This window comes from Nocardia sp. CA-107356, from assembly GCF_050946365.1.
In the GTDB taxonomy this organism is placed as follows: domain Bacteria; phylum Actinomycetota; class Actinomycetes; order Mycobacteriales; family Mycobacteriaceae; genus Nocardia.
In genome coordinates, this window is the sequence record NZ_CP191992.1 from 7,875,028 (window position 1) to 7,901,282 (window position 26,255).

The window sequence follows — 26,255 nt, forward strand, 5'->3', positions numbered from 1 at the left end:
CCTACTCGCTGTTCAACAGCAGACCCAGCTGCGCCGCGAGCTGCTGATGGGTGCTCTTCAGATCGCGGCCGCGAATCAGCGCGATGTAGCGACCGTGGATGAGCCTGCAGGTGAATCGGAGCGGGAGCTGCGGGGGCACATCGAGCTGCTCCGCGCAGCGCACGTCCGGCACCGCGTCCGGCGCAGACGCAGCGCGGAGTTCGGGGTTCTGATCCTGCTCAGGATCTGAGAACGCCCGACGGGCGGAGACCGCATCCGGATAGCGGTCGAGTTCATTCCAGATGTTGACGGCCTCGAGCTCGACCGAGCTCGGGCGCTGGCGCGAGCCGTACAGGTAGGTGCCACGCGGGCCCAAGACGATCCCGGTCACGATGGCGGCGGCATACCAGCCGGCATTCTGCTCATAGTCGGTCATTGCCACCGCCGGAAAGGGCCAGCGCCCAGGTACTTCGGCGATCAACTTGGCCAGCATGCCGTCGGTGTCGAGTGGCAGCGTGGCGAGCCGGTCCCGCGGTGTGGCCGAATAGTCGCGCAACCGCGTCGATTGCGCTTCGAAAGCCTGGCGCGCCACTGCCGTGAGTACGGCGAGATCCGGACTCGTATGGCCGACGAGCACACTGATCACGAAGGATTCGTGCGCCATAGTCGCGGCCAGTGTCGGTACGTTCGGACGCCAATGCGCGGATGCCGATGGCTGATTCGGAATGGCGACGGACACATTGTCGGAACTCACCGCGGCATCGGTCGCCTCCATTTCCCGAGCTGCCTGCCGAGCCGCGGTCGCATCCGGAAAGCGAAGCAGCACAATGGTGAGCAACCGGGACCGACCGATGACGGGCGGACCGATCTGTTCCTTGTCCGCGCCGCCGACCATGAAACCGGCCAGCATCCCGTACCGTTCGAGCACCGGGCGCACCGATTTCGCGAGCACTCGGGTCGCCTTCGCGGGCGTCGGTAGCGGCATTGCGCCGCCGGTGTCGAAGGCGAATTTCAGAGATGCGTCGGCCTCGACCGGATCGATCATCGCCTCCGCCATCCGAACTGATTCCAGTGTCCGCCCATAGCTTTCGTTGTCATTGGGCGGTACCGCGAGGGGTTCGATGCTGTTCAGGCCGATATCGAGCGATGTGGGATTCGGGTTCGCCGGTATCGGATGCCCCTGCAGCGCACAGCCCACTGTCAAGACCAGCACCATGACCGCTACGGCCGCGGCGGCCACCGAACGAGTCGGGTCGGCGCGGTTCATTCTCGCGCGATCGTTCACCTCACAATGGCGCATCGAGCCACCACCGCGTACGCAGATCCGCGCCGGACTGAGCGCCGATCACCCGCATCCGACAGAAGTTCCGATTCGGACTATCGAACGACACCTCCAACTCGCCCAACACGCCTCCCAGTCGGTTCGTGTAGTTGCCCCAGTGCAGTGCCCCCGAACCGGACGGCCGGGTCCAGCGCTCGGCCCCCTCGGGCTGTTCTTGCGGAGCTGCTGGCTTCATGACCGAACGATCGGTATTGCAGGTGAGGATGACTTGTTCCATCGGATCCTGGTCGCCGGTACAGTCCAGCCGATCGATCGGCACCCGCGCATCGAACGATATGGGTCTCCCCTGCTCATCGAGGAACTTGCAATCGTGCAATTCCCGATAGCCGACACCCAGCGGTGTGGCCGGTAGCAGATCGGAAAATGCCGCGAAGACAGTGGCGTGCGGGCTCCATGCCGCGGCCGATGCGGCAGCCGCGCCCTCGACGCTGGTGGTCGGCCCCGGCGCGCCGGCCGTGGTCGATATGTCGCGGCCGATCCGGTGCGCCGCCGAAACCAACACAGCGACCAGGGCAATGGCGACCACTGCCGCACCGAGCAGCAGCCGCCGCCGATCCGGCCCGCGTGACGCGGGAGCCGGTGCGACCACGATCGGATCCGATTCGGGCAGCAGCGCCGCCGTCGCCGCGGTCGCGAGCGCTCCGCAGCTCGGGTACCGATCCTGCGGCTGCTTTGCCATGGCCTTGGCGATCACCGCATCGAATGCCGCTGGCACGCTGGGATTTCCGCGCGAGGGCCGAGGCGGTGGCTCGTTCAGATGCGCACCCATCACGGCTCCCGGACTGTCCCGAGGAAACGGGACCGAGCCGGTGAGCATGTGGTATAGCGTGCAGCCGAGCGAATACACGTCGGCGCGATCGTCCACCGCGTCACCGCTGATCTGCTCCGGTGCCGCATAGTCCACGGCCCCGGGCATACCGCCGCCACCGGCCACCGTCGTCACATCGCCGACGGCGCGGGCGATACCGACATCGGCGATCAGCACCCGATCCGGCCCATCCGATTCTTCGGCGACGAGAATGCTGCCCGGCCGCACATCCCCGTGCAGCAGGCCCGCACGATGGATCTCGTCCAGTCCGCGTGCGGCCTCGACGACGATGTGCACCGCGCGCTCCACGTTCAGTTCGGTCCGGCCGCGCCGGATCAACTCACCGACATCGACGCCGCCTACATACTGCATCGCGATCCAGAGTCGGCCGTCCTGTTCACCACAATCCCGGACCGCGGCGAGATTGGGATGCTGCAGCCGCCCGGCGATTTCGGCCTCGCGCAGGAAACGCGCACGGAAGTCGGGCTCGGCGGCATACTCATCGGACAGAATCTTCAGCGCGTCCCGACGCGGCAGTCGCGGATGCTGCGCCAGATAGGTGGCGCCCATATCGTCGGCGCCGAGGCGGCGCTCGATGCGATACCCGGCGAATGTGGTGCCTTCGGCAACATCCACGGCGGCTTCCTCCCTAACTCGGTTCAGAACGGCGCGCTACGCCACCAGCGGTCGTACAGGTCTTTTCCGGAGGTCCCGCCGTACACGAACAGCGAACAGAAGTTCCGCTGGGGATCGTCGAACAGAATCTGGAGCACGCCCTGAGGCCGGTTGGGCCCGAGGTGGTCATTGTCCGGAGTGATGTTGTCGAACACGAGAATTCGGCCGCGCCCGGTTCGCCGATCCCATCGTTCATCACCGAGCGCGACGAAATCGGGGTGGGCGTAGTAGTTGGTCGGGCTGCGATTCGAATTGCAGCCCACGAAGATCGCCTCCACCGGATCCCGGTTCCCGTTGCAATCCAGGTTGGCGACCGCAGGGGCGGGTTGGTTCACGTCGACGCGACGATCGTCCAGGTCCCGCGCGACGCATCTGAGGCCCTGATACCCGCTCTCGACCGGGCTGGCCGGCAGCAGTTCGGGAAAGGCTTGCGCAATAAAGGTGTGGCTGCCCCACGACAGCCGACCGTTGGCGGTCCCGGTGACGGCGGGCGGACCGGTCGCCGGGGCCGCGGTGCTCGTCGTCGACCCGATCGTGGCGATCGTCGCCACGGTTCGGGTCGAATTCCTGTTCAGCACAACTGCACTCGCGACAACGACGACAACGACGACAACGACCGATGCGGCGATACCGATCGCGATCCCCACGCGCCGCCGACGCATGGGAAGTCGCGGCTCGGTCTTACGCACCTCGACGGTCGCCGCCTCCGCGCGGCCGTCGAGGGCGGCCGCCGCCGCATCGGCCAGCGCACCACACGACGGATACCGATCATCCGGGCTCTTCGCCAACGCCCGCGCGATCACCCGATCGATGGCCTGCGGCAGTAGCGGATTCACCTCGGTGGCGCGGGGCGGTGGGTCCTGGACGTGCGCCTGCATCACCGCGATGGCGGTGTTGCGCGGGAACGGCTTTGTGCGGGTGAGCAATTCATAGAGTGTGCAGCCCAGTGCGTACACGTCGGCTCGCTGATCGACCACACCACCCATGAGCTGTTCCGGCGCAGCGTAGGCCAAGGTCGCCAGCACCGACCCCACCGAGGTCAGCGCGGTCGATTGTCCTGCGGCCCTGGCTATTCCGAAATCGGAAACGAATACTCGATCGGGTTCGCCAGGTCGCGACTCGAGCAGGATATTCGCCGGTTTGACGTCACGGTGCAGCAGTCCCGCGCGATGCGCGGCATCCAGCCCACGCGCGGCCGATCCGACAATGTGCGACGCGCGCTCCGGTGGCAGTTCGGCGCCATCGTGGCGAATGAGTTCGGCCGCATCGATGCCGTCGACGAACTGCATCGCGATCCACAGCCGACCGTCGCACACGCCGCGATCGTGCACCGCGACGATATTGGGATGTTCGAGCCGGGCGGCGAGTTCGGCCTCCCGAATGAATCGAGCACGGAACTCGTTATCACCGCTGTGGATCTGCGCGAGCACTTTGAGCGCGTCACGGCGCGGGAGTCGCGGGTGCCGCGCGAGGTACACCGTTCCCATCCCGCCGGTGCCCAGCACCCGCTCTATCAGATACCCGGCGAATACCGTGCCCGGGGCAAGGGTCTCGGTCATGTACCCCGCTCACTGTTCACCAGCAGCCCGTACTGAGCCGCGACCCGCTGTTGGAAGTCGTGCAGATCCCGACCGAAAAGTACTGCGACATAACGCCCGTACCACACTGTGCAGCTGTAGTTGAACGGAAGCGCGGTCAGGCCGTCCGGCTCCTTCGCGCAGGTGACATCGGGCACCCCGGTCGGGCCGGGCACCGATCGCCGCCCGTCTTTGTCGACCCTGTCCTGCGCCTTTGCGAAGGATGTGCGTGCGGCGGCCACATTCGGAAATCGCATCAGAGCCTCTAAACCGTTGAAGGCCATGAGCTCCGGCGGATTCGGTTTCCCGATACCCCGGTACAACAAGGTGGCATGTGTGCCGTATACGACGCCACTTGCCTGGGGAGCGCTCTTCCACCCCGCGTTCTCCTGTTCGGTGCCGAAGGCCACGGCGGGAAACGGCCAGCGCCCCGGCGCTTTCGGCACCATGCGCGCGACCATGCCGTCGCGGTCCAGCGGCAGGGCCGCGAGCTGTTCGCGCGGGGTGAGCGCGAACCCGCGCAGTCTGGGCAGCTGGGCATCGAATGCCTTGCGCGCCAACGTGGTGAGGGCAGTGAGATCGGCAGCGGTATGCCCACCGAGCAGCGTGACGACAAATGATTCGTGCGCGAGCGAGACCGCTATGGTCGGCACGGTCGGACGCCAATGGCCGTGTGCGGCCGGATATTCCGGGATAGTGACGGACACATTCTCGGGACTGACCGACGCATCGACCGAGTCGATCTCCTCGGCGGCTCGCTGCGCCGCGGTGGAGGCGGGGAATCGCAGCACCAGGACGGTCAATAGCCGGGCGGCGCCGACCACCGGCGTGCGCTCGATGTCCTTGTCGGCGCGGCCGACGGCGAAACCGGCCAGCATTCCCCACTTTTCGAGGACCGGGCGGACCGGTGCCGCGAGATACGCACCCGCTTTGGCCGGTGTTGGCAGTGGTACGGCGGTGAAGCCGCTCATCGGGAAGGTCAAGGTCGAATCCGCCTCGGCCGGATCGGCCATGACCTCGCCCAGCCGTATCGATTCCATGACCCTGCCGTATTTCTCATTGTCGACGGCCGGTTCGTGGAGCGGATCGAGGCTATATCCGCCGATATCGAGCGCGCCGAGGTCGGGTCGTTGCGGCATCGGCTGCCCGTGCACAGTGCAGCCGGTGGTGAGCGCCAGCATCGCCACCGCGCTGGCCAGGGCGGCACGGACTTTGCGTACCCGATCACAGCGGCGCATCAGGCCACCACCGGTCGTGTAGTTCGGTGCCCGACCCAGTGCCGTGCACCTGCACGGTGCAGAAATTCCGGCTCGGATCGTCGAAGTAGACGTCCAACTGGCCGCGGATCTTGCCATCGATTTCGATATCGGAACCCCAGTTCACATGCCCCGTGCCGGACGACCGCACCCAGCGTTCATCGCCCTCTACCCGGGCGAAGAAGCGATCGGGGAAGATCGGCGACCGGTTGGCATTGCATGTGACGGCCATGGTGCGCGCCGGGTCGCCATCACCGATGCAGAACAGTTCGCCGACCGCGGCAGGTACGTCGAAGGAAGCGGTACGGCCCTGCTCGTCGAGTGGAATACAGCCCCCGACGTCCTTGTACCCGGTCGCCAATGGCGAGGGCGGCAGCAGTTCGGGAAATGCCTGCGCTATATAGGCGTAGGCACCCCACTCGGCGGTGTTCACATCCGGCGGACCGGCGGTGGTCGAGGGTGGCGATGTGCTGGCCGGTGGGTCGCCGCCGATCCACAGAACCGTCGAAATCGCACTTGCCACAACAACGACAACCAGCAACCCCGCCGCGAGCAACCGATCGCGGCGCTTCGTCCGCGCTGCGTCCGGTCCGGAACCGGTGAGCGCGCCCCCGTCCAGTGCGGCCCGAGCCGCTGCCGCGAACGCCCCGCAACTGGAGAACCGCCCGTCCGGCTGCTTTGCCATGGCCTTGGCGATCACCGCATCGAATGCCGTTGGCACGCTGGAATTTTCGAGCGAGGGCCGAGGCGGTGGCTCGTTCAGATGTGCGTACATCACCGCCCCCGGACTGTCCCGAGGGTACGGGACCGAGCCGGTCAGCATGTGATAGAGCGTGCAGCCCAGTGCGTAGACATCGCCCCGGTGGTCCATCGGATCACCGCTGATCTGCTCCGGCGGCGCATAGGCCAGGGTGGCGGTGGTCCCGCCGGAGGCGAGGGTGGTCGAATCGTCTGCGGCACGGGCGATCCCGAAGTCGGTGACGAGCACCCGATCGGATCCGTCCGGCTGTTGGGCGACCAGGATATTGGCCGGTTTCACATCGCGGTGCAGCAGACCCGCCTGATGGATCTCGTCCAGACCGCGCGCCGCCTCGACGAAAATCCGAACAGCTCGCTCGATCGGGAGCGCGTTCGTCTTGATCAACTGGGCGACATCGACGCCGTCCACATACTGCATCGCGATCCACAGTCGACCGTCCTGCTCACCGCGATCCCGCACGGCGACCAGGTTCGGATGCTGCAGCCGCGCCGCTATTTCGGCCTCACGCAGGAATCTGGCCCGGAATTCCGGATCCTCGGCATGGATTTCGGCGAGGACCTTCAGCGCGTCCTTGCGCGGCAGCCGCGGATGCTGGACGAGGAAGACAGTGCCCATCCCACCCGCACCGAGACGGCGTTCGATCTGATACCCGGCGAATACCGCACCCTCGACCACGCTCACAGCTCAGCCCTCCGTATGCGTCGGGACCCTTCCGACGCACTCGGCGGCGGCCCGGAGTCATCACGGACAGCCGCCAACGGGCCGACTATAGCAGCGGGATCGGAATATCACATCCCATGATTTCCAGCGTCAGAACCCAAGTTTGCCAAGCTGTTTCGGGTCGCGCTGCCAATCCTTGGCAACCTTGACGTGCAGATGCAAGTAGATGCGGACGCCGAGGATGTGTTCGATCTGCTTGCGGGCGTTGGTGCCGACCTCTTTGAGACGGGCACCGCCCTTGCCGATGATGATGGCCTTCTGCGACGGGCGTTCGACGTACAGCAGGCCGTGCACGTCCAGCATGTCTTCGTTCTCTTCGCGCGGCAGTACCTCTTCGATGACCACCGCGAGCGAATGTGGGAGTTCGTCGCGGACGCCTTCCAGGGCGGCCTCGCGGATGAGCTCGGCCATGAGGGTTTCCTCGGGCTCGTCGGTGAGCTCGCCGTCGGGGTAGAAGGCCGGGCCCTCCGGCATTTTCGAGGCGATGACGTCGACGAGGACCTCGACCTGTTCCCCCTTGACCGCGGAAACCGGTACCACATCGTGATCCGGACCGAGCAATCGTGACAGCGCCATCAGCTGTTCGGCGACCTGGTCGCGGCTCACCTTGTCGATCTTGGTGACCACACCGAGCAGGGTGGTCTTCGGCGCCATCTGCTTGATCTGCTGCAGGATCCACTTATCGCCCGGACCGATCTTCTCGTCGGCCGGGATACACAGCGCGATCACGTCGACCTCGGAATAGGTATCGCGGACAAGGTCGTTCAGGCGCTGGCCGAGCAGCGTGCGCGGTCGGTGCAGGCCGGGGGTGTCGACCAGGATGAGTTGGGCGTGGTCGCGGTGCACGATGCCGCGGATGGTGTGGCGGGTGGTCTGCGGGCGCGAGGAAGTGATCGCGATCTTCTGGCCGACCAGCGCATTGGTCAGCGTCGACTTGCCGGTATTCGGGCGGCCGACGAAACAGACGAAGCCGGAACGGAATTCGGTACTGCCCTCAGCCACCGTGCACCTCCGCGGTGTCGGCATCGTCGACGATCTCGAAGACGGCGCCCGAGCGGTCGGTGAAGATGATGCGCGTCTCGGCCGATACCTCGCGAACCGCGAAGACCCCCGGATCCGACAACCTGCCCCCGACGACCACCGCCGCCTCGAATCCCTCTGCGCCGCTGGAGATCGCGGCCGCTACGGCGGCCTGCAGCGCGGTCAGCCGCAGCGACTGCAGGGAAACCTCACCGGCCGAGTACGTGCGGCCGTCGGTATCGCGGATGGCCGCGCCCGAGCCGCCATCGGTGCGCCCGAGCGCGCCCTTGGCCAGTACCAGGAGCTTGTTGTCCTCGACGTCCAGTTCAGTCATCGTTGTCTCCGTCCTGATCACGTTCGTTCGGGATATCCCGTTCCGATCCGTTGCTTTTGCGCCTGCCGTTGGACTTCTCGGCATGCGATTTCTCCGTCGCCTTGCGCACGACAACGGTGTGCACCCGCACCCGGCCCCGCGTGTCCGCGCCGCCTTCACCGCGTAGTACCAGGCCGTGCACAACGGCCTTGGAGCCGGGCAGCGGCACCCGGCCCAGTGCGTGTGCGAGCAGGCCGCCGACAGTGTCGACGTCCTCCTCCTCGATCTCCAGGCCGTACAGTTCGGCCAGATCATCGACCGACAGCCGCGCCGAAACCCGGTAGCGGCCCTCGCCGAGGTCCTCGATCGGCGGGGTCTCGTCGGTGTCGTACTCGTCGGCGATCTCACCGACGATCTCCTCGAGCACATCCTCGATCGTGACCAGTCCGGCAATGCCACCGTATTCGTCGACCAGCAGTGCCATATGGTTTCGCCTGCGCTGCATTTCGTCGAGCAGACTGTCCAGTGGTTTGGAGTCGGGCATGAACACGGCAGGGCGCATCGCATCGCGCACTTGTACCTTGCGACTCCTATCCGCATACGGCACAAGATCTTTCAGATACACCACGCCGAGGATATCGTCGACGTTCTCGCCGACCACCGGAATGCGGGAGTGCCCACTGCGCACCGCGAGCGACATCGCCTGTGCCGCAGTCTTATCCGCTTCGATCCAGACCATCTCGGTGCGCGGCACCATCACCGCGCGGGCCGGGGTGTCGCCGAGTTCGAAGACGGACTGGATCATCCGGCGTTCGTCGTCGGCCACCACGCCGCGTTCACTGGCCATCTCGAACACTTCGCGTAGCTCGATCTCGGATGCGAAGGGGCCGTTGCGAAATCCCTTACCGGGGGTGATCGCATTGCCGATCAGGATCAGCAGCCTGCTGACCGGACCGAGCACCGTGCCGATGAACTGCAGCGGCAGCGCCGAGGCCAGTGCGATGGAGTAGGCGTGCTGGCGGCCGAGCGTTCGCGGACCGACCCCGATCACCACATAGTCCACCAGCACCATGACGGCGGCGGTGAACAGCAGCGCCCAATCGTCGTCCCAGAGCGGGATCAACGCCGCCACCAACAATACCGTCGCGCTGATCTCGCACAGAATGCGAAGCAGCACAAGAAGATTCACGTATCGCGGCCGATCGGCCACGATCCTGGTGAGCCGTACCGCTCCGGGCCGCTCCGCCCGGACCATATCCTCGAGCCGCGCCGGTGAGATGGTATTCAGCGCCGAATCGACACCGGCGAACACCCCGCCCACCGGGACGAGCAGCACCGCCAGCAGGATGAGGGTCAGCGAATTCACGCGGGGCCCAGCGCCTCACCAGGTGTGGTGAAACCCGCCTTCCCCAGCAGCCTGGCATCGCGTTCGGCCAATTCCGCCCGCAATTGCGCCTCGCGCAGGCTCTCGTACCACTCCTCGAGTAGCCGCGCCTGTAGCGCGAACATCTCCTTCTCCTCCTCGGGCTCGGCGTGGTCGTAGCCGAGCAGGTGCAGCACGCCGTGCACAGTGAGCAGTGCTAGTTCCTGATCGAGCGAATGACCAGCCTTGCGGGCCTGGCCGGCGGCGAACTCCGGGCACAGCACGATATCGCCGAGCATGGACGGGCCCGGTTCGGCGCTGTCGGGTCGACCACCCGGCTCCAGTTCGTCCATCGGGAACGACATCACATCGGTCGGGCCGGGTAGGTCCATCCAGCGCATATGCAGATCGGCCATGGTGTCGAGATCGACGAGCACCATCGACAGTTCGGCCGCTGGGTGCACATCCATCCGGCCGATGACGAATCGCGCGACACTGACCAGGTCTTCTTCGGGTACGTCGATACCCGATTCATTGGCGATCTCGATGCTCACCGCATCAGCCTATAAGCCGACGTCAGCGCCGATCTCCCCGGCTCGCGGCGCGGCGCTGGGCGCGATTGCCCGGATAGTGCGGTCCGACCTGGGTGACCCGTTCGGCTTCGGCCCGTTCGTAGGCGTCGACGATATCGGAGACCAACCGGTGCCGAACCACATCGCTGCTGGTCAGCGTGGAGAAGTGGATGTCTTCGATCTCGGTGAGGATCTCACTCGCGGCGCGCAGACCCGAGCGCGCGCCATTGGGTAGGTCGACCTGGGTGACGTCACCGGTCACCACGATCTTCGATCCGAATCCGAGCCGGGTGAGGAACATCTTCATCTGCTCGGCCGTGGTGTTCTGCGCCTCGTCGAGAATGATGAACGAATCGTTCAGCGTCCGACCGCGCATGTACGCCAGCGGGGCGACCTCGATGACACCGGCCGCCATCAGCTTCGGAATGGCCTCCGGATCCATCATGTCGTGCAGCGCGTCGTAGAGCGGGCGCAGATACGGGTCGATCTTCTCGTTGAGCGTGCCGGGCAGGAAGCCGAGCCGCTCGCCCGCCTCGACCGCGGGACGGGTGAGGATGATCCGGTTGACCTGCTTGGTCTGCAGTGCCTGCACGGCCTTGGCCATCGCCAGATACGTCTTACCGGTGCCAGCGGGGCCGATGCCGAACACGATGGTGTTGGCGTCGATCGCGTCGACGTAGCGCTTCTGATTGAGTGTCTTCGGCCGGATGGTCTTACCGCGCCGGGACAGGATGTCCAGGCTCAGCACCTCGGCCGGGGATTCCGAAGAACCCTCGGTCAGCATCGATACGGTGTGGCGCACCGCCTCCGGGGTCACCACTCGATTGCGACCGGTCAGCGCGACGAGCTGTTCGATGACCCGCTCGGCGAGGGCGACATCGGCCGCCTTGCCGGTGAGTGTGACGGAATTGCCGCGGACATGGATATCCGCATCCAGCAGCTGCTCGAGTTCACGCAGGTTCTGGTCGGCCGAGCCCAGGAAGGGGAACACGGATTCGGGAGCGAGTTCGATACTGGAACGCACGGTGCGCGCTGCCGGGCCCGAACCGTTGTCTCCTGCACCACGGGGGATGGAAGCCGACGAAGTCGGCGGGGTGGGTGAGCTACTGCCTGCCGCGGGTGTAGTCGGGTCGCCGATCTCGCCTTGTGTTCTCAAAAGTGGCTATGGCCTGCTTTCCGGTCTCGAATTGCTGCGTCGTTGATGAAAGTTTAACGCGCCCCACCGACAACACGCAGTGAATAAACGGCTACCGTGCGCCTACCGCCGCGGCATCTGGATTCCCCCGCGCCGCCGGGCCCAATCCTCGGTGAAGTCACGAAATCGACGCACGGCGTCCGACGGCGGGGCGGTCGCCGACCAGATCAGCCCGACATCGCGTGATGCTCCCGCATCCGCGAGCGGGACGGTCACCAGGTCCGATAGCGAACCCGCTGCCGGAATCGGATCCTCCAGCGGTAGCACCGCGACGCCGAGCCCGGCCGCCACCAGACCCGCGACGGTGACCAGATCGCTCGATTCGAAGGCGATGCGGGGGCGGATATTCGCGGCCGCGCAGAGTTCGTCGAAGATGCGGCGCATACCGAAACCCGAATGCATGGCAACGAATTCCGCGTCGCCGATATCGGCGAGCCGGATCTGTCGCCGCGTGGCGAGCCGATGCTCCGCGGGCACGGCCAGGGCCAGTGGCTGGTCCAGCAGTTTGTGCCAGCCGAGTCCGGCAGCCGATGGACGGGGCGACACGATCGCCAAATCCGCTGTGCCGTCGAGTATCCGACCGTTGACCGCGGCGAACGCCCCCTGCCAGAGGGTGAACGAGATGCCGGCCGAACCGCGCCGGAAGCCGCCGATCAGTTGCGGGATCAGCCAGCCGCCGAAGGAATGCTGAAACGACAGGCGGACAACGCCTTTCGCGGGATCGGTGCGATCGGCGACGGCCTGGGCGGCGGCGTCGAGTTCGGATCGGGCGCGGCGGGCGTGCTCGTAGTAGATACGGCCGTAGTCGTTGAGCGTGATCCGTTTTCCGTGACGGTCGAAGAGTTCGACGCCGAGGCGGCGCTCGAGGCGGGCGAGCATGCGCGAGAGCGTCGGCTGAGCGATGTGCAGCCGGTCGGCGGCCGCGCCGACTCGTTCCAGTTCGGCGAGTGTCGTGAACCACAGCAGGTCGTCACCCAACACGCGCTGACCCTTTCTTATGCACCTGACGCATCAACTATCACATTACTATTCATTTCCGTTTCTAGGGACAGGTACCGATCCTGAGTACAGGAGGTGCCATGACCAGCACGGATACCGGCTCGACCGCCATTTCCGACATATCGCACGACCGTCGGATCACCACCGCGCTGTTCGCCGCGGGACTGACCACATTCGCGTCGATGTACAGCGCGCAGGCGTTGCTGCCGAGCCTGTCGGCGGCCTTCGGCGTCGCCCCGGCGCAGGCCGCGTTGGCGGTCTCGTTGACCACCGGGCTGCTGGCCCTGGCGATCATTCCGGTGAGCGCGCTGTCCTCGCGGATCGGCAGGACCACGGTGATGACGGGATCGGCGGTGATCTCGGCCGCGATCGGCCTGCTGCTGCCATTGAGCCCGTCGCTGGATGTGCTGCTGGCGGGACGGGCGCTGCAGGGTGTGGCGCTCGCCGGGGTGCCAGCCGTCGCGATGGCGTATCTGGCCGAAGAGATCGGTGGCGATGGATTGGGTGCCGCGATGGGTATCTACGTCGCGGGTACCTCGATCGGCGGGCTGGCGGGGCGGTTGATTCCGGCCGTCGCTCTGGACCTGACATCGTGGCGCTGGGCCGAGGCGGCGATTGCGGTCGCGGCGGCCGGCTGCACCGTCTGGTTTGTGCGCGGACTGCCACCGTCGCGTGGATTCGTCGCTCGACCCGCCGGAATGCGTTCCGCGCTAGGCGATCTCGGCAGGTCGCTGCGTCACCGCGGGCTGCTGGCCCTGTTCGGACTGGCCTTCGTGTTGATGGGCGGCTTCGTCTCCATCTACAACTTCCTCGGCTATCGGCTCGCCCGGCCGCCCTTCGAATTGCCTTCCGCCGTCGCGGGTTCGGTGTTCCTACTGTATCTGGCGGGCACGCTCGCCTCGGCCGCGGCCGGTCGTTGGGCCGATCGTTTCGGCAAGCACCGGGTGCTCGCCGCATCCGTCGCACTGATGGGCGGCGGCGTCCTGGTCACCATCGCGGACCATTTGATCGCGATCATCCTAGGGATAGCACTGTGCACCGCAGGGTTTTTCGGCGCCCACGCGGTGGCGAGCACCTGGGTCGGCGCGATGGCTCCCGGAAACCGCGGCGCCGCGTCATCGTTGTACCTGTTCGCCTACTACCTCGGCAGCGCCATCATCGGCAGTACGGTCGGCATCGCCTACGCGAAGCAAGGTTGGCCCGGGCTGACAGCCTGCGTCGGGGCCCTACTCGCGGTGGCCGCGCTTCTGGTGTGGTCCCTGCGGCCTAGGGGGGCAGGCGGGGCGCTAGCTGTTCTCGGCTTGGGCGATGATCGCGGTTCCCATCCATCGGCGTAGGTAGCGGCGCAGATCATCTTCGCTGCGTGGCGGATTCCCTGGAGAAACGAAGAACGACTGCATCGTTCGCAGGACGTATTCGACGAGTTCGTACAGAGATGCGTCGTCGTATCCGAACTGTTCCCAGTCGACGTCGAAGCGTCTGATCATCGTCATTCCGAAGGTTTGCGCCTCTTCGGAGGTGAGGCTCTCGGGGTGCACATTCGAATATGTGCTCGAGAGCAGAATGCCCAGATGGGGCGTGCGCCGCACCTCGGTGAGCGTGTAGACCACGCCCTCGGTCATCGCTTCGACGGGGTTCTCGATACCGCTGACCTGCTGTGTCAGCCGATCCAGAAAACCGTCGACAGATGCGATCGCCGCAGCCTGCATCAGTGCATCCGCGCTGGGGAAGTATCGGTACACCGTCTGCCGGATGACGCCCAGCGACTCCGCGACGTCGGCAATGCTGATCTCCGAACCCGTTCGTCCGATCAGATCGACTGCGGCGGCGACTATTCGACGAGATGCTTCTTCATCGCTGCTCGGTGGACTCCCGCCCCACCCGCGCCTTCCTGCCACTGCTCGCTTCCTCGGCTCGAACCATGTCCGTCGCGTGCGACCGACCGCGGGGAAACCCTCCGGATCAGGGGTTCGACGCTACCACAGGGCCGCATGCTCGCCGTTCTCCCTGCTAGAGACGATAGCGACGATTGTTATCATACACTCCACTCGTTCTATGTATGATCAGCGGCATCGAGGCTTCGGTACATCCGAGCGCGGCTACCAGACCCTTTCGAAACACGAGGTACAGCCAAGTGACCGATCTGCACGTCCGAAAAATGCGATTCGCATTCGCGGACTACGACGTACCGTTCCTGTGGAACGAAGAGAATCCGGCCTTCTCCTCCATGGCCAACGCAGTCTCCTTCTTGGCGATCGGCTTCGAGAAGATGATCGTCAATATGATTCGCGAGGCCATGCCGCGGATTGCCGATCCCGTGGTGGCAGAGGAGGCCGACGCATTCGTGCGTCAGGAGGGGCAGCACTCGACCGCCCACCGCCAACACGTCAATGGTCTGATCAGGAACTACCCAGGGCTCCAGGAGACCCTCAACGAGGTGATCGCGGAATTCGACCGCCTCACCACGAACACCCCCCTGAACTATCGGCTCGCATACACCGCCGACCTGGAGGCGACCTTCACCCCGGTGTTCAAACTGATGCTCGACAACGATTCGACGCTCTTCCGGCCGGGAGACGACCGGGTCGCGTCGCTGTTCATCTGGCATTTCGTCGAGGAAGTCGAACATCGAAGTTCCGCACTGATCATCTTCGATTCGATTGTCGGCAGCGACGCCTACCGGATGCGCATGGCCCCGTCGATCTTCCGGCACGTCATGAGGGTCATCAAGGTGGCCTGCGAAGGCTTCAATAAGCATGTCCCGCAGGAGGATCGGCAGATCGACGCACTGGCGATGTTCGCGACGCACCGGAATAAGCAGAAGCTGCGCAGGTGGTTGCGGCTGCCGGTGCTGGACAACGGCCCGATGCTGCGCGCGTTCGACGATCTACGACTCGGCGAACAACTCATCGCACTGGTGGGCATCATCCGCAGTCAAATGCCCAAGCACAACCCGGACCACGAGAAGCTGCCCGCACTCGCCGATGTGTGGTTCCAGCGCTACGACGCCGGCTACGACGTCACGCACTGGTACACCGCCGATACGGTCGCCGCGCAGCAGGGGGACTGATGGCCGATCATTGCGCGCCCACCTTCGACCAGCTTGCGAAGGCGCTCGGCTTTTCCTGTCAGGAGGCCGGTGGACTCGTCGAGGTGCGAAACCCCTTCGCCTTGGAGAACTGGACGTTGCCGGTTCTCGAATTCACCATCGTCCTCGGCGCGGTGCTGGCGCTGATCTACGCAATTGTGCGCATGCGTCGGCACGGCGATCCCACCAATCTCGTGGTCTGGTTCGGCGCGACGGCGTACCTGTTCATTATCGAACCGCCGCTGTACTTTCCCGCGGCCTTCGGTATCGACGCACACGTCGACACGATGTTCGCCCACAACGTCTTCACCGTGGATTTCCTCTGGGGTCGGCTCCCGCTCTATATCGTCGCGATCTACCCATTGATGGCTACCTTGGCCTTCGAAATCGTCAGAATGCTGGGAGTTTTCCGTCAGTACGGTGTTCTCGTCGGCGCAATCTGCGTCGGCTTCGTCCACCACGGCTTCTATGAGATCTTCGACCATCTCGGACCGCAGCTGCGCTGGTGGGAGTGGTCGACCGAAAACCCGCTCAATCAGCCGATGTTCGATTCGGTACCACTACCGAGCGTGGTGGTTTTCGCCGCCCTGTGGCCGATGTCGCTGGCGTTCTGTGTCCAGTTGCTCGTCGGTCGCCACATCGACCAGGGGCGAACCTTATCCGCACCGCAATTGGTTCGGCGCACCGTTGTCATCGGCATACTCGGATCTTTGGGTACGGCCGTATTGCCGATCCCGGCAACGCTGTTCGGCGCCGGGAGCACCACGTTGCGGGGCTTCCTCTACGCCGCCGAACTGGTCATCGTCACGATTGTCGCGGTTCCGATTCTCGCCCGCCAGTGGCTGCGGCTGCGGCGCGACCACTCCGGCACCGCGCACTACACGAATGAATTCGTGCGAATTTACAGCGTGGTGTACCTGTGCGTGATGGCGTTGCTCTGGGTGCGCGCGCTACCCGACTTCTTCGACGCCGTCGACGGTTCGACGAGCAATGGAGACCCCCTCGGGAATCTCTGGTACACACTGTCGTGCTTCGTTGTCGCGACACTCTGTGTGGTCGCCGTATTCACGGTGCCGCACCGAAAAGCCGACCCACTACCAACGGGAGGTCAACGCGCCCAAGGCGCCGAGAGCGACGGCGGCGGCGGTGGAGGTGCGCAGTACGGTGGGGCCGAGCAGGGTTACGTCGGCGCCCGCGGCGGCGAAGGCGGTGAGCTCTGAATCGTCCAGGCCGCCTTCGGGGCCGACGATGAGCATGATCTCGGTGGCCCGGTCGAAAGGCAGTTCGACGAAGCGGGCGGCGCCGGATTCGTGTAGCGCCACCGCGATTCCGCCCGCGGCGATGATCTCGCGGATCTTGTCGAGTAGATCGCGGGTGCGGTGCAGGTCGGCGACCTCGGGGATGTAGGCGCGGCGGGACTGACGGGCGGCCGTGCGGGCGGCAGCGCGCCATTTGTCAACGGCCTTACCCGCCTTGGCTTCCCAGTTGGCGATGCAGCGTGCGGCCTGCCACGGAATGATGACGTCGGCGCCCGCCTCGGTCATCAGCTCGACGGCCAGTTCCGACCGGTCGGACTTCGGCAGCGCCTGGACAACGCTCACGCGCGGCGTCGCTGGCGCGGCGAGTGCCCGGTCGAGCACCTTCAGTTCGAGCCGATCCTTCTGTGCCGCAACGACTTCTGATGCGGCAAGCAGACCGTTGCCATCGGACAGCGTAATCGGTTCGCCGACCCGGATGCGCCGCACCGTCGCGGCATGGCGTCCCTCCGGGCCGTCCAACACCGCGATGGCGCCCGGCTCCGGAATATCGTCGAGGTAGAAGACCGTGGCGGCCAACGGCTATCGCCCGCTGAACGACGCCCGCAGCCGGGCGAACAGGCCGCTGTTGTGCTCGGACTGCGCCGACATCACCTCGGCGCGCTCGACACCGCGCAGACCCTTGTACGTGCGCAGCAGATCGGTCGACTTGGCGTCGAGTTTGGTCGGCACCACGATGTCCAAGTGCGCGAGCAGATCACCGCGCGCACCGGAGCGCAGTCGCGGCATACCGTGGCCGCGCAGCACCGAAATCTCACCCGGCTGGGTGCCCGGCGGGATGGTCAGCTCGGTCGGGCCGTCCAGGATGGTGTCGATGACGACGGTGGTGCCGAGTGCGGCATCGACCATCGGCACCCGGATGGTGCAGTGCAGATCGTCGCCGTCGCGGACGAAGACATCGTGCGGCTGCTCGACGATCTCCACGTACAGATCGCCCGCGTGACCGCCACCGGGACCAACCTCACCCTGCGCGGCCAGCCGTACCCGCATGCCATTGGCGACACCCGCCGGAATCGGCGCGGCGATTTCACGCCGCGCCCGCACCCGGCCGTCGCCGCCGCACTTGTGGCACGGATCCGGAATGGTCTCGCCCGCACCGCGACAGGTCGGACACGGACGCGAGGTCAGCACCTGACCGAGGAACGAACGCTGCACAGACTGGACTTCACCAGCGCCGCCACAGGTTTCGCAGCGCACCGGCTTGGACTTGCCGTTGGTGCCAGCGCCGTGGCAGATGTCACAGAGGATGGCGGTGTCGACGGTCAGATGCTTGGTGACACCGACCGCGCATTCGGCCAGGCTGAGCCGGGTCCGCAGCAGCGAATCCGCACCGGGCTGTACCCGGCCGCGCGGCTTGCGCGTCCCGCCGGAGCCGCTCATACCGCCGAAGAACGCCTCGAAAACATCGCCGAGCCCACCGAATCCGGCGCCCGAGAAGCCCGCGCCGCCGCCACCGGACTCCAGCGGGTCACCGCCCATATCGACGATGCGCCGCTTCTCCGGGTCCGACAGCACCTCATAGGCGGTCGACACTTCCTTGAACTTGGCCTGCGCCGTCTCGTCGGGGTTGACGTCGGGGTGGAGTTCCCGCGCCAGCTTGCGGTAGGCGCGCTTGATCTCCTGGTCGGTCGCGTTCTTCGCGACGCCGAGCAGTCCGTAGTAGTCCCGTGCCACTTGAGTTCTCTAGTCCTTGGTTTGCAACAGCATTAGTCGGATGCACTCAACTTTATCCGCCGAAAGATCGAGGGTAACAGCGACGTCGCCAGTGGACATCACCCATCAGCGCTCCGCGAGCACCTCACCGATATAACGGGCAACGGCCGCGACCGATGCGATGGTCCCCGGATAGTCCATGCGGGTCGGGCCGAGCACACCCATGCCGCCGAGTACCGCACCCGCCGCGCCGTAGCCGGTCGACACTACCGAGGTCCCGCGCATCTGCTCGACTTGGGTCTCCTCGCCGATGCGCACCGTGACGGTACCCGGATGCTGTGCGGCCGCGAGCAGCTTCAGCACGATCACCTGCTCCTCCAGCGCCTCGAGCACATCACGCAGCGAACCGGGGAAGACGAAGTCGGCGGCGTTGCGCGTCAGGTTGGCGGTCCCGCCGAGGACCAGACGCTCTTCCGGATGCTCGACCAGAGTCTCGACGAGCACGGTCGAGACGCGCACCAGCACATCCTTCAGTCGCAGCGGCGACCGCTCGGGCAGTTCCGCGACGGCGGCCGAGGCATCGGACAGCCGCTTGCCGTCCATGGCGCCGCCGAGCATGCCACGCAGTGCGGCGAGGTCCTGGTCATCGATGAGCGCGCCGAGTTCCACCAGACGCTGGTCGACGCGGCCGGTATCGGTGATCACCACCAGCAGCAGCCGCGCCGGATTCAGCGCGACCACCTCTATGTGGCGGACCGTTGAGGCCGACACCGTCGGATACTGGACAACCGCGACCTGCCGGGTGAGCTGGGCCAGCAGACGGACGCCGCGGCGCAGCACATCGTCGAGATCGACGCCGGACTCCAGGAATTCCATGATCGCCCTGCGCTCGGCGGGCGAGAGCGGCTTCACCTCGGAGATGCGGTCGACGAACTGCCGGTAGCCCTTATCGGTGGGAATGCGACCGGAACTGGTGTGCGGCTGGGTGATATAGCCCTCGGCCTCCAGCACCGCCATATCGTTGCGGACCGTCGCGCTGGACACCCCGAGGTTGTGCCGCTCCACCAGCGTCTTCGACCCGATCGGTTCCTTGGTCGCGACATAGTCCGCGACGATCGCACGCAGGACCTCGAAGCGCCGATCATCGGTGCTCGACATGGCCCCACCTCCTCGCTTGTCGTCGGGTACGTCTGTTTATCCAGTCTAATTGCCTACCGGATAATTGCCCGTTCGCGCACCCGCGCAACCACCCGGGCCGCGTGACCCGGGTCCCAGCCGCCTATTCCGGTGCGCGCCGCGAACTCCGCGAGGCCAGTGGTCAGCTGGCTACTGACCGGCGGCGGACTCCACTACCGCGGCGACCTCGGTGGGGTGGGAGACCAGGGAGGCATGGGAGGAGCCGATTTCAGCGGTGTGTGCGCCCATGCGATTTGCCATGAAGCGTTGGGACGCAGGGGGAATGACGCGGTCGTCCGCCGAGACGAGGAACCAACTGGGGGTTGCGGACCATGCGGGTGCGCTGGAGGGTTCGACATTGGCGACAACAGCGAGGGCGCGTTGGTGGGCGATCAGGTCGGCGGCCACGTCGGGGCCCACGTCTTGGGCGAAGACGTCGTTGAAGCGATCGGGTGCTATGTAGCTGTCGAGGTTCTGGCCCGCCAAGCCATTTGGATCGTCGACGAGGCGAAACTGCAGTGCCGGAGGCAGCAGCTGGCTGCCGGGGAAGCGGATGGGGTCGAGTTCGAGTAGTCCGAATTCGCCCTGCACGGGAGCGAAGGCCGCAATGTAGACCAGCGCTTGGACTTTCGGGTCGTGCACGTTGGTGATGACGAAGCCGCCGTATGAATGACCGACCAGGACAACGGGTCCGGAGATCGTATCCAGAGTCCGCTGCACCGCCGCGGCGTCGTTGGCCGGGCCGCGCAGCGGATTCTCCGGCACAACCACCTGATAGCCGTGCTCGCGCAACACCGCGGCGACACCGTTCCAGCTCGTGGTATCGGCGAAGGCGCCATGCACCAGCACGATCGTCGGGAGGGGTGCTGCGGTAGCGGGTGCGGCCGCCAGGACGGGCGGGAAAGCGAGGATGAGCGCCGCGATGCAGACGCGCAGGCTACGGGTGATGTTCACAGGAAACCTACCCTTTCGCTGATGTCGTTCTTCGCCGGAAGATCCATTGCGGTCCGCGGGCCGGGTGGAGTCGACCTGCGTCGATGACCGTTTCGAAGCCTAGGAGGGCCCGCGCCAGCGCAACGGTCCGACAGTGCACGATCCTCGGCTGACAATGCACGGCCGGCCCCGTCGACGTGCGACGATATGGAGATCTGTCCCAGCAGCGACGGAGGCCGCCATGCCGGTTGTGTTCGACACCAGCACCATCGCACCGCGGGAACAGACCGACATGCTCTCGACCGCCATGGCGGAGGCGTCGGCGCCATTGCATGTCATCGTCGAGGATCCGGACGGCGTGGCCGCGGACTTCGATGTCTGGCAGTTCGGCGACGCCAGCATCTTCCAGGCAAGAACCGCGGGCAACCAGCCGATCCGCATATCCGATCAGGCGCTCACCACGCCAACGCCGGTACTCGCCATCGCGGTGCAGCGGGCACGTGACGGCCACTATCAGCAGGACAATGCCCAGCGCGTCGTCGCGCCCGGCGAACTGCACATCATGGATCTCCATGCGCCGTACGACTTCCGCTGGACCGCCGACGGCGCCTCGACCTGTCTGTACGTGCCGCTCGATCTACTCGGCCTGCCGACCGAGGTGATCCGCCGCGCGGCTGCGCGCGTGCGCGAGAGCCCGCACTATCGACTGGTGGCCGACCACATACTCGCGCTGACCCGTGACGCCGACGCGCTCAGCGCCGATCCGGCGGCGGCGCTGGCGGGCTTGGCCACCATCGAACTCGTCCGCGGCCTGCTGCTGTCGGCCAGCGAATCCGGCGGTGGCGCCGCCGTAGTTCCGACCGATATTTTGCTGACCAGGATTCGCGCCTATGTGCACCAGCATCTCGCGGATCCGGATCTCGGTGCGGAGCAGATCGCCCGTGCGCACAGCGTGTCGGTGCGGTATCTGTACAAGGTCTGCGCGAACGCCGAATACAGCCTCGAACAGTGGATCATCGGCCAGCGGCTGGACCGGGTGCGCGCCGAACTGGTCCGCCCGGATAGCAGGCATCGGTCGATCGCGATGATCGCGCGCCGCTGGGGCTTCCGCGACCCATCGCATTTCGCCCGCCGATTTCGCGCGGCGTACGGCATGTCGCCGCGCGAATGGCGGCACGAGGCCGCACAGGGTGCGGGAGGTTAGAGCTGAGCCTGTGCGCTCTTGGCCATCTTGCCCGCCATCGCGTCCAGACCGAGCATGGCCAGTAGGGCCACACAATCTGCCGCATTCTCGGAATGGCTGGCGACAGTCCGCGCGGCGATCGCACTCTGACGTGCATTTTCCGCCTTTTCAGCGGCCCGCGACTCGGCGAAGTCACTTTGTTCGGAGATCAGCGTGATGTGTCGTGCCGGTGGCATAAGACTCCTTGGGTTGCTGCGCAGCCTACGCGCCTTTACCGATCTGTGATAGTGCAACCGACAGCATTCGGCGGGCCTACCGCAGACATTCGGAGAACTCACGAGCCCGGATGCCACGTACGCGGACCCGGCACCCGCAGCGGATGCGTTCAGGTCAGGAGATCTCGGACGACGCCGTCGGCGAGCAGTCGGCCGCGGTCGGTGAGGATCAGCCGGTCGTCCGAACGAATTGCCAGGCCGTCGGCGATGATTCGGTCGGCGGCGGCGAATTCCGCCGGGGCCAGCTCGTGCAACGGTAGGCCGGTGCGCAGGCGGACGGTGAGCATGACGCGTTCGGTGTGCTGCTCGTCGGCGGTGAGTGTTTCCCAACCCGCCGCGGGCAGTCCGCCGCGAGCGACCGTATCGGCATAGCGCGCAGGGTGTTTGATGTTCCACCAGCGGACACCACCGATATGACTGTGCGCGCCGGGGCCAGCGCCGAGCCAGTCACCGCCATCCCAGTAGCCGAGGTTGTGGCGGCAGCGGGCGGCATCGCTTGCGGCCCAATTGGATACCTCGTACCAGGTGAGGCCCGCCGCGCTCAGCCTGGAGTCGATGCGCTCGTACCGGGCGGCGAGTACATCGTCATCGGGTGCGGGCAGTTCGCCGCGGCGGACGCGACGAGCCAGGGCGGTGCCGTCCTCGACGATGAGCGAGTACGCCGATACGTGGTCGACACCCGCGCTCAACACCGCGTCCAGACTCGCGTCGAGATCGCTGTCGCGCTCCCCCGGGGTGCCATAGATCAGGTCCAGGTTCACGTGTTCGAATCCGGCGGCGCGGGCCTCTCGCGCGGCGGCAACGGCCCGGCCCGGGGTGTGGGTGCGATCGAGCACCTTCAGCACGTGCTGGGCCGCGGACTGCATGCCGAGCGAGATGCGGGTGTACCCGGCCGCGCGGATCCTGTCGAAGAATTCCGGTGCGGTCGACTCCGGATTCGATTCGGTGGTCACCTCGGCATCGGCGGCGAGGGTGAAGTTCGCACGCACCGAGTTCAGCACCGCGGCCAAACCGTCGCCGCCGAGTAGCGATGGCGTGCCGCCGCCGACGAATATCGTCGCAACCTCGGGCGTCGCCGACGGCAGCAGCGCACATTGCTCGGCCGCCGTCGCCAATTCACCGCGCAGCGCTTCGAGCCAGGACTGCGGCGACGCCGACGTACCCAGTTCACCCGCGGTATAGGTGTTGAAATCGCAATATCCGCAGCGTGTTGCGCAGAACGGCACGTGGATATAGATCCCGAACGGCCCGCGCCCGAAATCGCGCAGCACGAGGGCAGGCGTCTCGGTTTCGATCGGGGCGACGGCGGAACTCACCCCACCAGTGTGACCGCCGCTGTCCCGGACCCTGTCACCAGGCACCCTGCTGCCGATGCCGGGCACCGACGCGGGCTACCGCACCCCGGTATCAGTCGGCGACCACGGTGTTCTGGTTGGCCGTCAGGAGCCAGCGCCCGTCCTCCTTCGCCATGACGTACATCGGCGACCCCTGCCCGGAGAGCTGCCCGGTACCGTCGAAATACCGCTGGACCACCTTGACGGCGGCGACGTCGGGACGGATGAACAGCACGTGTTCGACCTCGTAGGTGGCGGTGCCGTCCCGCATCGCACCCGGCAGCACCCGGGCGGTGAACTCGGCGATGGCAGCGCGGCCGAACAGCCGCTTACCGCCCCCGGTGGTCCAGATGGCATCCTCGCGGAAGAGGCCGACGAATTCGTCGACGAGTTCGTTCTGCTGGGAGTGCTGGATGGTGGCGACCACGTCGCGGATCGCGTCGAGGTCGGTATCGGTGGCGACAGATGCGGTACTCATGGCTCCGAGCTTGCAACCTCGAGATAACTCGAGGTCAACCGGTCGTGAGATGAGTCACCGGCGACGATCCTGACGAATCATGCGCCGCATTCAGACCCCTAACTATGACCGCCATCACAATCGGTCCACACGGTCCAGGGAATTTCCCTCGATTTCGCGGGAAATATGACCGCGCGGTCGGAACGGCCACCCTGACATGGCACAATAGGCCTATGCGTGGATCTGGAGTACGACTTGTGGCACGTCGCCACGTCGACTTCAAGCGCGTATGCAGCGCCTGCTGTCTGCCCGGTTCCCTCCGGTAGCTCAGCGGCGCCCATTCCCGGATTTCCCGGTGATCTCCCGATTTCGATGGACATCGGCCCGCTGACACCGCAGGCGTGAGTCAGCCCCTCACGCCCTCAGCACGGATGTACCCCCACCCAGCAGGAGCGACCCCATGACGTCGAGCACCGACGCCGGTCCCACGGATCAGCCCGGTTCCGGGCCGCACGCGCGCCCGCAGCGCCCGGCCTCCGAGCGGCGCGTCCGCGCGGACCGTCCCCGCGCCGAGGCGCCAACAGCCCCGCGTGCCCGCACCGGTAAGCCGGTGCGCCGCAAGGCCGAGGGCCAATGGGCGCTCGGCTACCGCGAACCGCTGAACCCGAACGAACAGTCCAAGAAGGACGACAACCCACTCAATGTGCGGGCCCGGATCGAGAACATCTATTCCAAACAGGGTTTCGACAGCATCGACAAGGGCGATCTGCGCGGCCGGTTCCGCTGGTGGGGTCTCTACACCCAGCGCGAACAGGGCTACGACGGCACCTGGACCGGCGACGAGAACATCGACATTCTCGAGGCCAAGTACTTCATGATGCGCATCCGCTGCGACGCGGGCGCACTCGATGTCGCGCAGCTGAAGACCCTCGGCCAGATCTCCACCGAGTTCGCCCGCGACACCGCCGATCTGTCGGACCGCGAGAACGTCCAGTACCACTGGATCGAGGTGGAGAACGTCCCCGAGATCTGGAAGCGGATCGAGGGGGTCGGGCTGAAGACCACCGAAGCATGCGGCGACTGCCCGCGCGTCGTGCTCGGTTCGCCGCTGGCCGGTGAATCGCTGAACGAGATCATCGATCCGACGCCCGCGATCGACGAGATCGTGCGCCGCTACATCGGCAAGAAGGAGTACTCCAACCTGCCGCGCAAGTTCAAGACCGCGATCTCCGGCCAGCAGGATGTGGTGCACGAGATCAACGACGTCGCGTTCGTCGGGGTGAATCACCCGGAGCACGGCCCGGGTCTGGATCTGTGGGTCGGCGGCGGTCTGTCGACGAATCCGATGCTGGCCCAGCGCGTCGGCGTGTGGGTGCCGCTGGACGAGGTGCCCGATGTGTGGGAGGCCGTTGTCTCGGTGTTCCGCGATTACGGCTACCGCCGCCTGCGCACCAAGGCGCGGCTGAAGTTCCTGATCAAGGACTGGGGCATCGAGAAGTTCCGGCAGGTGCTCGAGGACGAGTACCTGAAGCGCAAGCTGATCGACGGTCCGGCACCCGAGCAGCCGAAGAAGCCGATCGATCACGTCGGCGTGCAGAAGCTGCGCAACGGGCTCAACGCGGTCGGCTTCTCCCCCATCGCGGGCCGGGTGTCGGGCACCGTCCTGACCAAGGTCGCCGAGGCCGCGGAAAAGTACGGCTCGGACCGGATCCGGTTCACCCCCTACCAGAAGCTGATCATTCTCGACGTCGCCGACGATCAGGTCGACGCGCTGATCGACGAGCTGGAACCCCTTGGCCTGCAGGCACGTCCGTCGCTGTGGCGACGGAACCTGATGGCCTGCTCCGGCATCGAGTTCTGCAAGCTCTCCTTCGCCGAGACCCGCAAGCGCTCCCAGGCGCTGGTGCCCGAGTTGGAGGAACGACTCGCGGATCTCAATGCGCAGCTGGATGTTCCGGTGACGATCAATATCAACGGCTGCCCGAACTCGTGCGCGCGTGCACAGATCGCCGATATCGGGTTCAAGGGTCAGCTGGTCGATGACGGCGCCGGGAATCACGTCGAGGGTTTCCAGGTTCACCTCGGTGGCAGCCTCGGCTTCGACAGCGCCTTCGGTCGCAAACTGCGCCAGCACAAGGTGACGACCGACGAACTCGGTGACTACATCGAGCGGGTGGTGCGCAACTTCATCAAGCACCGCGAGGACGGCGAGCGGTTCGCCCAATGGGCCGTTCGCGCCGACGAGGCCGACCTCAGGTGAA

General features: G+C 65.9%; 24 protein-coding genes and 1 pseudogene. 6 read left to right on the top strand and 19 right to left on the bottom strand.

Going from position 1 to position 26,255, the window contains the following annotated elements; all coding sequences use genetic code 11:
• Window position 1 precedes the first annotated feature (1 nt).
• From ACQP1G_RS35520 to ACQP1G_RS35570, 11 genes are all read right to left on the bottom strand, one after another.
• The gene (locus ACQP1G_RS35520) at window positions 2-1,246 is read right to left on the bottom strand and encodes a DUF7373 family lipoprotein (RefSeq protein ID WP_433194048.1); all 1,245 of its coding nucleotides are present in this window, start codon (window positions 1,244-1,246) and stop codon (window positions 2-4) included.
• Window positions 1,247-1,265: 19 nt separating this feature from the next.
• The gene (locus ACQP1G_RS35525; RefSeq protein WP_433194049.1) at window positions 1,266-2,765 is read right to left on the bottom strand and encodes a serine/threonine-protein kinase; all 1,500 of its coding nucleotides are present in this window, start codon (window positions 2,763-2,765) and stop codon (window positions 1,266-1,268) included.
• Between the two features lie 23 nt (window positions 2,766-2,788).
• Window positions 2,789-4,363 (bottom strand): serine/threonine-protein kinase, encoded by a 1,575-nt coding sequence (locus ACQP1G_RS35530; RefSeq protein WP_433194050.1) that lies wholly within the window; start codon window positions 4,361-4,363, stop codon window positions 2,789-2,791.
• The gene (locus ACQP1G_RS35535; RefSeq protein ID WP_433194051.1) at window positions 4,360-5,619 is read right to left on the bottom strand and encodes a DUF7373 family lipoprotein; all 1,260 of its coding nucleotides are present in this window, start codon (window positions 5,617-5,619) and stop codon (window positions 4,360-4,362) included. Before ACQP1G_RS35535 ends, ACQP1G_RS35530 begins: the two co-directional genes overlap by 4 nt.
• The gene (locus ACQP1G_RS35540) at window positions 5,606-7,078 is read right to left on the bottom strand and encodes a serine/threonine-protein kinase (protein ID WP_433194052.1); all 1,473 of its coding nucleotides are present in this window, start codon (window positions 7,076-7,078) and stop codon (window positions 5,606-5,608) included. The genes ACQP1G_RS35535 and ACQP1G_RS35540 overlap by 14 nt, the downstream gene beginning before the upstream one ends.
• Window positions 7,079-7,207: 129 nt before the next feature.
• Window positions 7,208-8,119, bottom strand: a complete 912-nt coding sequence (gene era, locus ACQP1G_RS35545; protein ID WP_433194053.1) for a GTPase Era — start codon at window positions 8,117-8,119, stop codon at window positions 7,208-7,210.
• On the bottom strand, window positions 8,112-8,471 hold the full coding sequence (locus ACQP1G_RS35550; protein ID WP_433194054.1) for a cytidine deaminase: 360 nt from the start codon (window positions 8,469-8,471) through the stop codon (window positions 8,112-8,114). Before ACQP1G_RS35550 ends, era begins: the two co-directional genes overlap by 8 nt.
• Complete coding sequence (locus tag ACQP1G_RS35555) at window positions 8,464-9,816, bottom strand: hemolysin family protein (protein WP_433194055.1); 1,353 nt, start codon at window positions 9,814-9,816, stop codon at window positions 8,464-8,466. The genes ACQP1G_RS35550 and ACQP1G_RS35555 overlap by 8 nt, the downstream gene beginning before the upstream one ends.
• The gene (ybeY, locus tag ACQP1G_RS35560; RefSeq protein WP_433194056.1) at window positions 9,813-10,367 is read right to left on the bottom strand and encodes an rRNA maturation RNase YbeY; all 555 of its coding nucleotides are present in this window, start codon (window positions 10,365-10,367) and stop codon (window positions 9,813-9,815) included. The genes ACQP1G_RS35555 and ybeY overlap by 4 nt, the downstream gene beginning before the upstream one ends.
• A gap of 22 nt (window positions 10,368-10,389) precedes the next feature.
• A complete protein-coding gene (locus ACQP1G_RS35565; RefSeq protein ID WP_433209108.1) occupies window positions 10,390-11,457 on the bottom strand; it encodes a PhoH family protein in 1,068 nt (355 codons plus the stop codon).
• Between the two features lie 186 nt (window positions 11,458-11,643).
• Window positions 11,644-12,561 carry a LysR family transcriptional regulator gene (locus ACQP1G_RS35570; RefSeq protein ID WP_433194057.1) on the bottom strand — a complete coding sequence of 306 codons (918 nt, stop codon included), beginning with the start codon at window positions 12,559-12,561 and terminating at the stop codon, window positions 11,644-11,646.
• A gap of 80 nt (window positions 12,562-12,641) precedes the next feature.
• Between ACQP1G_RS35570 and ACQP1G_RS35575 the strand changes: the two genes are divergently transcribed.
• Window positions 12,642-13,916 (top strand): MFS transporter, encoded by a 1,275-nt coding sequence (locus tag ACQP1G_RS35575; RefSeq protein WP_433209111.1) that lies wholly within the window; start codon window positions 12,642-12,644, stop codon window positions 13,914-13,916.
• Here the strand turns inward: ACQP1G_RS35575 and ACQP1G_RS35580 are convergent.
• On the bottom strand, window positions 13,866-14,477 hold the full coding sequence (locus tag ACQP1G_RS35580) for a TetR/AcrR family transcriptional regulator (protein WP_433194058.1): 612 nt from the start codon (window positions 14,475-14,477) through the stop codon (window positions 13,866-13,868). The genes ACQP1G_RS35575 and ACQP1G_RS35580 overlap by 51 nt on opposite strands.
• A gap of 236 nt (window positions 14,478-14,713) precedes the next feature.
• Here ACQP1G_RS35580 and ACQP1G_RS35585 point away from each other — a divergent pair, with 236 nt between their 5' ends.
• Window positions 14,714-15,649: a metal-dependent hydrolase gene (locus tag ACQP1G_RS35585; protein ID WP_433194059.1), complete on the top strand. Its 936-nt coding sequence runs from the start codon at window positions 14,714-14,716 to the stop codon at window positions 15,647-15,649.
• Window positions 15,649-16,758, top strand: a pseudogene (locus tag ACQP1G_RS35590) (hypothetical protein); the annotation flags it as partial. The gene ACQP1G_RS35585 and the pseudogene ACQP1G_RS35590, both read left to right, overlap by 1 nt.
• Window positions 16,759-16,761: 3 nt before the next feature.
• Here ACQP1G_RS35590 and ACQP1G_RS35595 read toward each other — a convergent pair.
• The 4 genes from ACQP1G_RS35595 to ACQP1G_RS35610 form a co-directional block, all read right to left on the bottom strand.
• Complete coding sequence (locus ACQP1G_RS35595) at window positions 16,762-17,502, bottom strand: 16S rRNA (uracil(1498)-N(3))-methyltransferase (RefSeq protein ID WP_433194060.1); 741 nt, start codon at window positions 17,500-17,502, stop codon at window positions 16,762-16,764.
• 3 nt (window positions 17,503-17,505) lie between these two features.
• Entirely contained in the window at window positions 17,506-18,657 is a 1,152-nt protein-coding gene (gene dnaJ / locus ACQP1G_RS35600) for a molecular chaperone DnaJ (RefSeq protein WP_433194061.1), read from the bottom strand.
• Between the two features lie 105 nt (window positions 18,658-18,762).
• Window positions 18,763-19,794 carry a heat-inducible transcriptional repressor HrcA gene (gene hrcA, locus ACQP1G_RS35605; protein WP_433194062.1) on the bottom strand — a complete coding sequence of 344 codons (1,032 nt, stop codon included), beginning with the start codon at window positions 19,792-19,794 and terminating at the stop codon, window positions 18,763-18,765.
• Between the two features lie 168 nt (window positions 19,795-19,962).
• The gene (locus tag ACQP1G_RS35610; RefSeq protein WP_433194063.1) at window positions 19,963-20,766 is read right to left on the bottom strand and encodes an alpha/beta fold hydrolase; all 804 of its coding nucleotides are present in this window, start codon (window positions 20,764-20,766) and stop codon (window positions 19,963-19,965) included.
• Window positions 20,767-20,986: 220 nt separating this feature from the next.
• On the opposite strand from ACQP1G_RS35610, the gene ACQP1G_RS35615 reads away from it, so the two are divergent.
• Window positions 20,987-21,949: a helix-turn-helix domain-containing protein gene (locus ACQP1G_RS35615; protein ID WP_433194064.1), complete on the top strand. Its 963-nt coding sequence runs from the start codon at window positions 20,987-20,989 to the stop codon at window positions 21,947-21,949.
• On the opposite strand, the gene ACQP1G_RS35620 is transcribed toward ACQP1G_RS35615, so the two are convergent.
• The 3 genes from ACQP1G_RS35620 to ACQP1G_RS35630 all read right to left on the bottom strand — a co-directional run bounded on the left by ACQP1G_RS35620 (window position 21,946) and on the right by ACQP1G_RS35630 (window position 24,015).
• On the bottom strand, window positions 21,946-22,164 hold the full coding sequence (locus ACQP1G_RS35620; RefSeq protein WP_433194065.1) for a hypothetical protein: 219 nt from the start codon (window positions 22,162-22,164) through the stop codon (window positions 21,946-21,948). The two genes, ACQP1G_RS35615 and ACQP1G_RS35620, sit on opposite strands and share 4 nt — an antisense overlap.
• 149 nt (window positions 22,165-22,313) lie before the next feature.
• The gene (gene hemW / locus ACQP1G_RS35625; protein WP_433194066.1) at window positions 22,314-23,519 is read right to left on the bottom strand and encodes a radical SAM family heme chaperone HemW; all 1,206 of its coding nucleotides are present in this window, start codon (window positions 23,517-23,519) and stop codon (window positions 22,314-22,316) included.
• A 91-nt stretch (window positions 23,520-23,610) separates the two neighbouring features.
• On the bottom strand, window positions 23,611-24,015 hold the full coding sequence (locus tag ACQP1G_RS35630; protein ID WP_433194067.1) for an SgcJ/EcaC family oxidoreductase: 405 nt from the start codon (window positions 24,013-24,015) through the stop codon (window positions 23,611-23,613).
• Between the two features lie 212 nt (window positions 24,016-24,227).
• Between ACQP1G_RS35630 and ACQP1G_RS35635 the strand changes: the two genes are divergently transcribed.
• Both ACQP1G_RS35635 and ACQP1G_RS35640 read left to right on the top strand, forming a co-directional pair.
• Entirely contained in the window at window positions 24,228-24,320 is a 93-nt protein-coding gene (locus ACQP1G_RS35635) for an Ms4527A family Cys-rich leader peptide (RefSeq protein ID WP_364989628.1), read from the top strand.
• Between the two features lie 134 nt (window positions 24,321-24,454).
• A complete protein-coding gene (locus tag ACQP1G_RS35640) occupies window positions 24,455-26,254 on the top strand; it encodes a nitrite/sulfite reductase (RefSeq protein WP_433194068.1) in 1,800 nt (599 codons plus the stop codon).
• Window position 26,255: the final 1 nt, after the last annotated feature.

Excerpts from the sequence above, each read along its gene's own strand:
- ACQP1G_RS35620 (WP_433194065.1), bottom strand. The coding sequence starts at position 22,164 with ATGCCACCGGCACGACACATCACGCTGATCTCCGAACAAAGTGACTTC.
- ACQP1G_RS35530 (WP_433194050.1), bottom strand. The coding sequence starts at position 4,363 with ATGACCGAGACCCTTGCCCCGGGCACGGTATTCGCCGGGTATCTGATA.
- ACQP1G_RS35635 (WP_364989628.1), top strand. The coding sequence starts at position 24,228 with ATGCGTGGATCTGGAGTACGACTTGTGGCACGTCGCCACGTCGACTTC.
- ACQP1G_RS35640 (WP_433194068.1), top strand. The coding sequence starts at position 24,455 with ATGACGTCGAGCACCGACGCCGGTCCCACGGATCAGCCCGGTTCCGGG.
- hrcA (WP_433194062.1), bottom strand. The coding sequence starts at position 19,794 with ATGTCGAGCACCGATGATCGGCGCTTCGAGGTCCTGCGTGCGATCGTC.
- ACQP1G_RS35550 (WP_433194054.1), bottom strand. The coding sequence starts at position 8,471 with ATGACTGAACTGGACGTCGAGGACAACAAGCTCCTGGTACTGGCCAAG.
- ACQP1G_RS35520 (WP_433194048.1), bottom strand. The coding sequence starts at position 1,246 with ATGAACCGCGCCGACCCGACTCGTTCGGTGGCCGCCGCGGCCGTAGCG.
- ACQP1G_RS35535 (WP_433194051.1), bottom strand. The coding sequence starts at position 5,619 with ATGCGCCGCTGTGATCGGGTACGCAAAGTCCGTGCCGCCCTGGCCAGC.
- ACQP1G_RS35615 (WP_433194064.1), top strand. The coding sequence starts at position 20,987 with ATGCCGGTTGTGTTCGACACCAGCACCATCGCACCGCGGGAACAGACC.
- ACQP1G_RS35630 (WP_433194067.1), bottom strand. The coding sequence starts at position 24,015 with ATGAGTACCGCATCTGTCGCCACCGATACCGACCTCGACGCGATCCGC.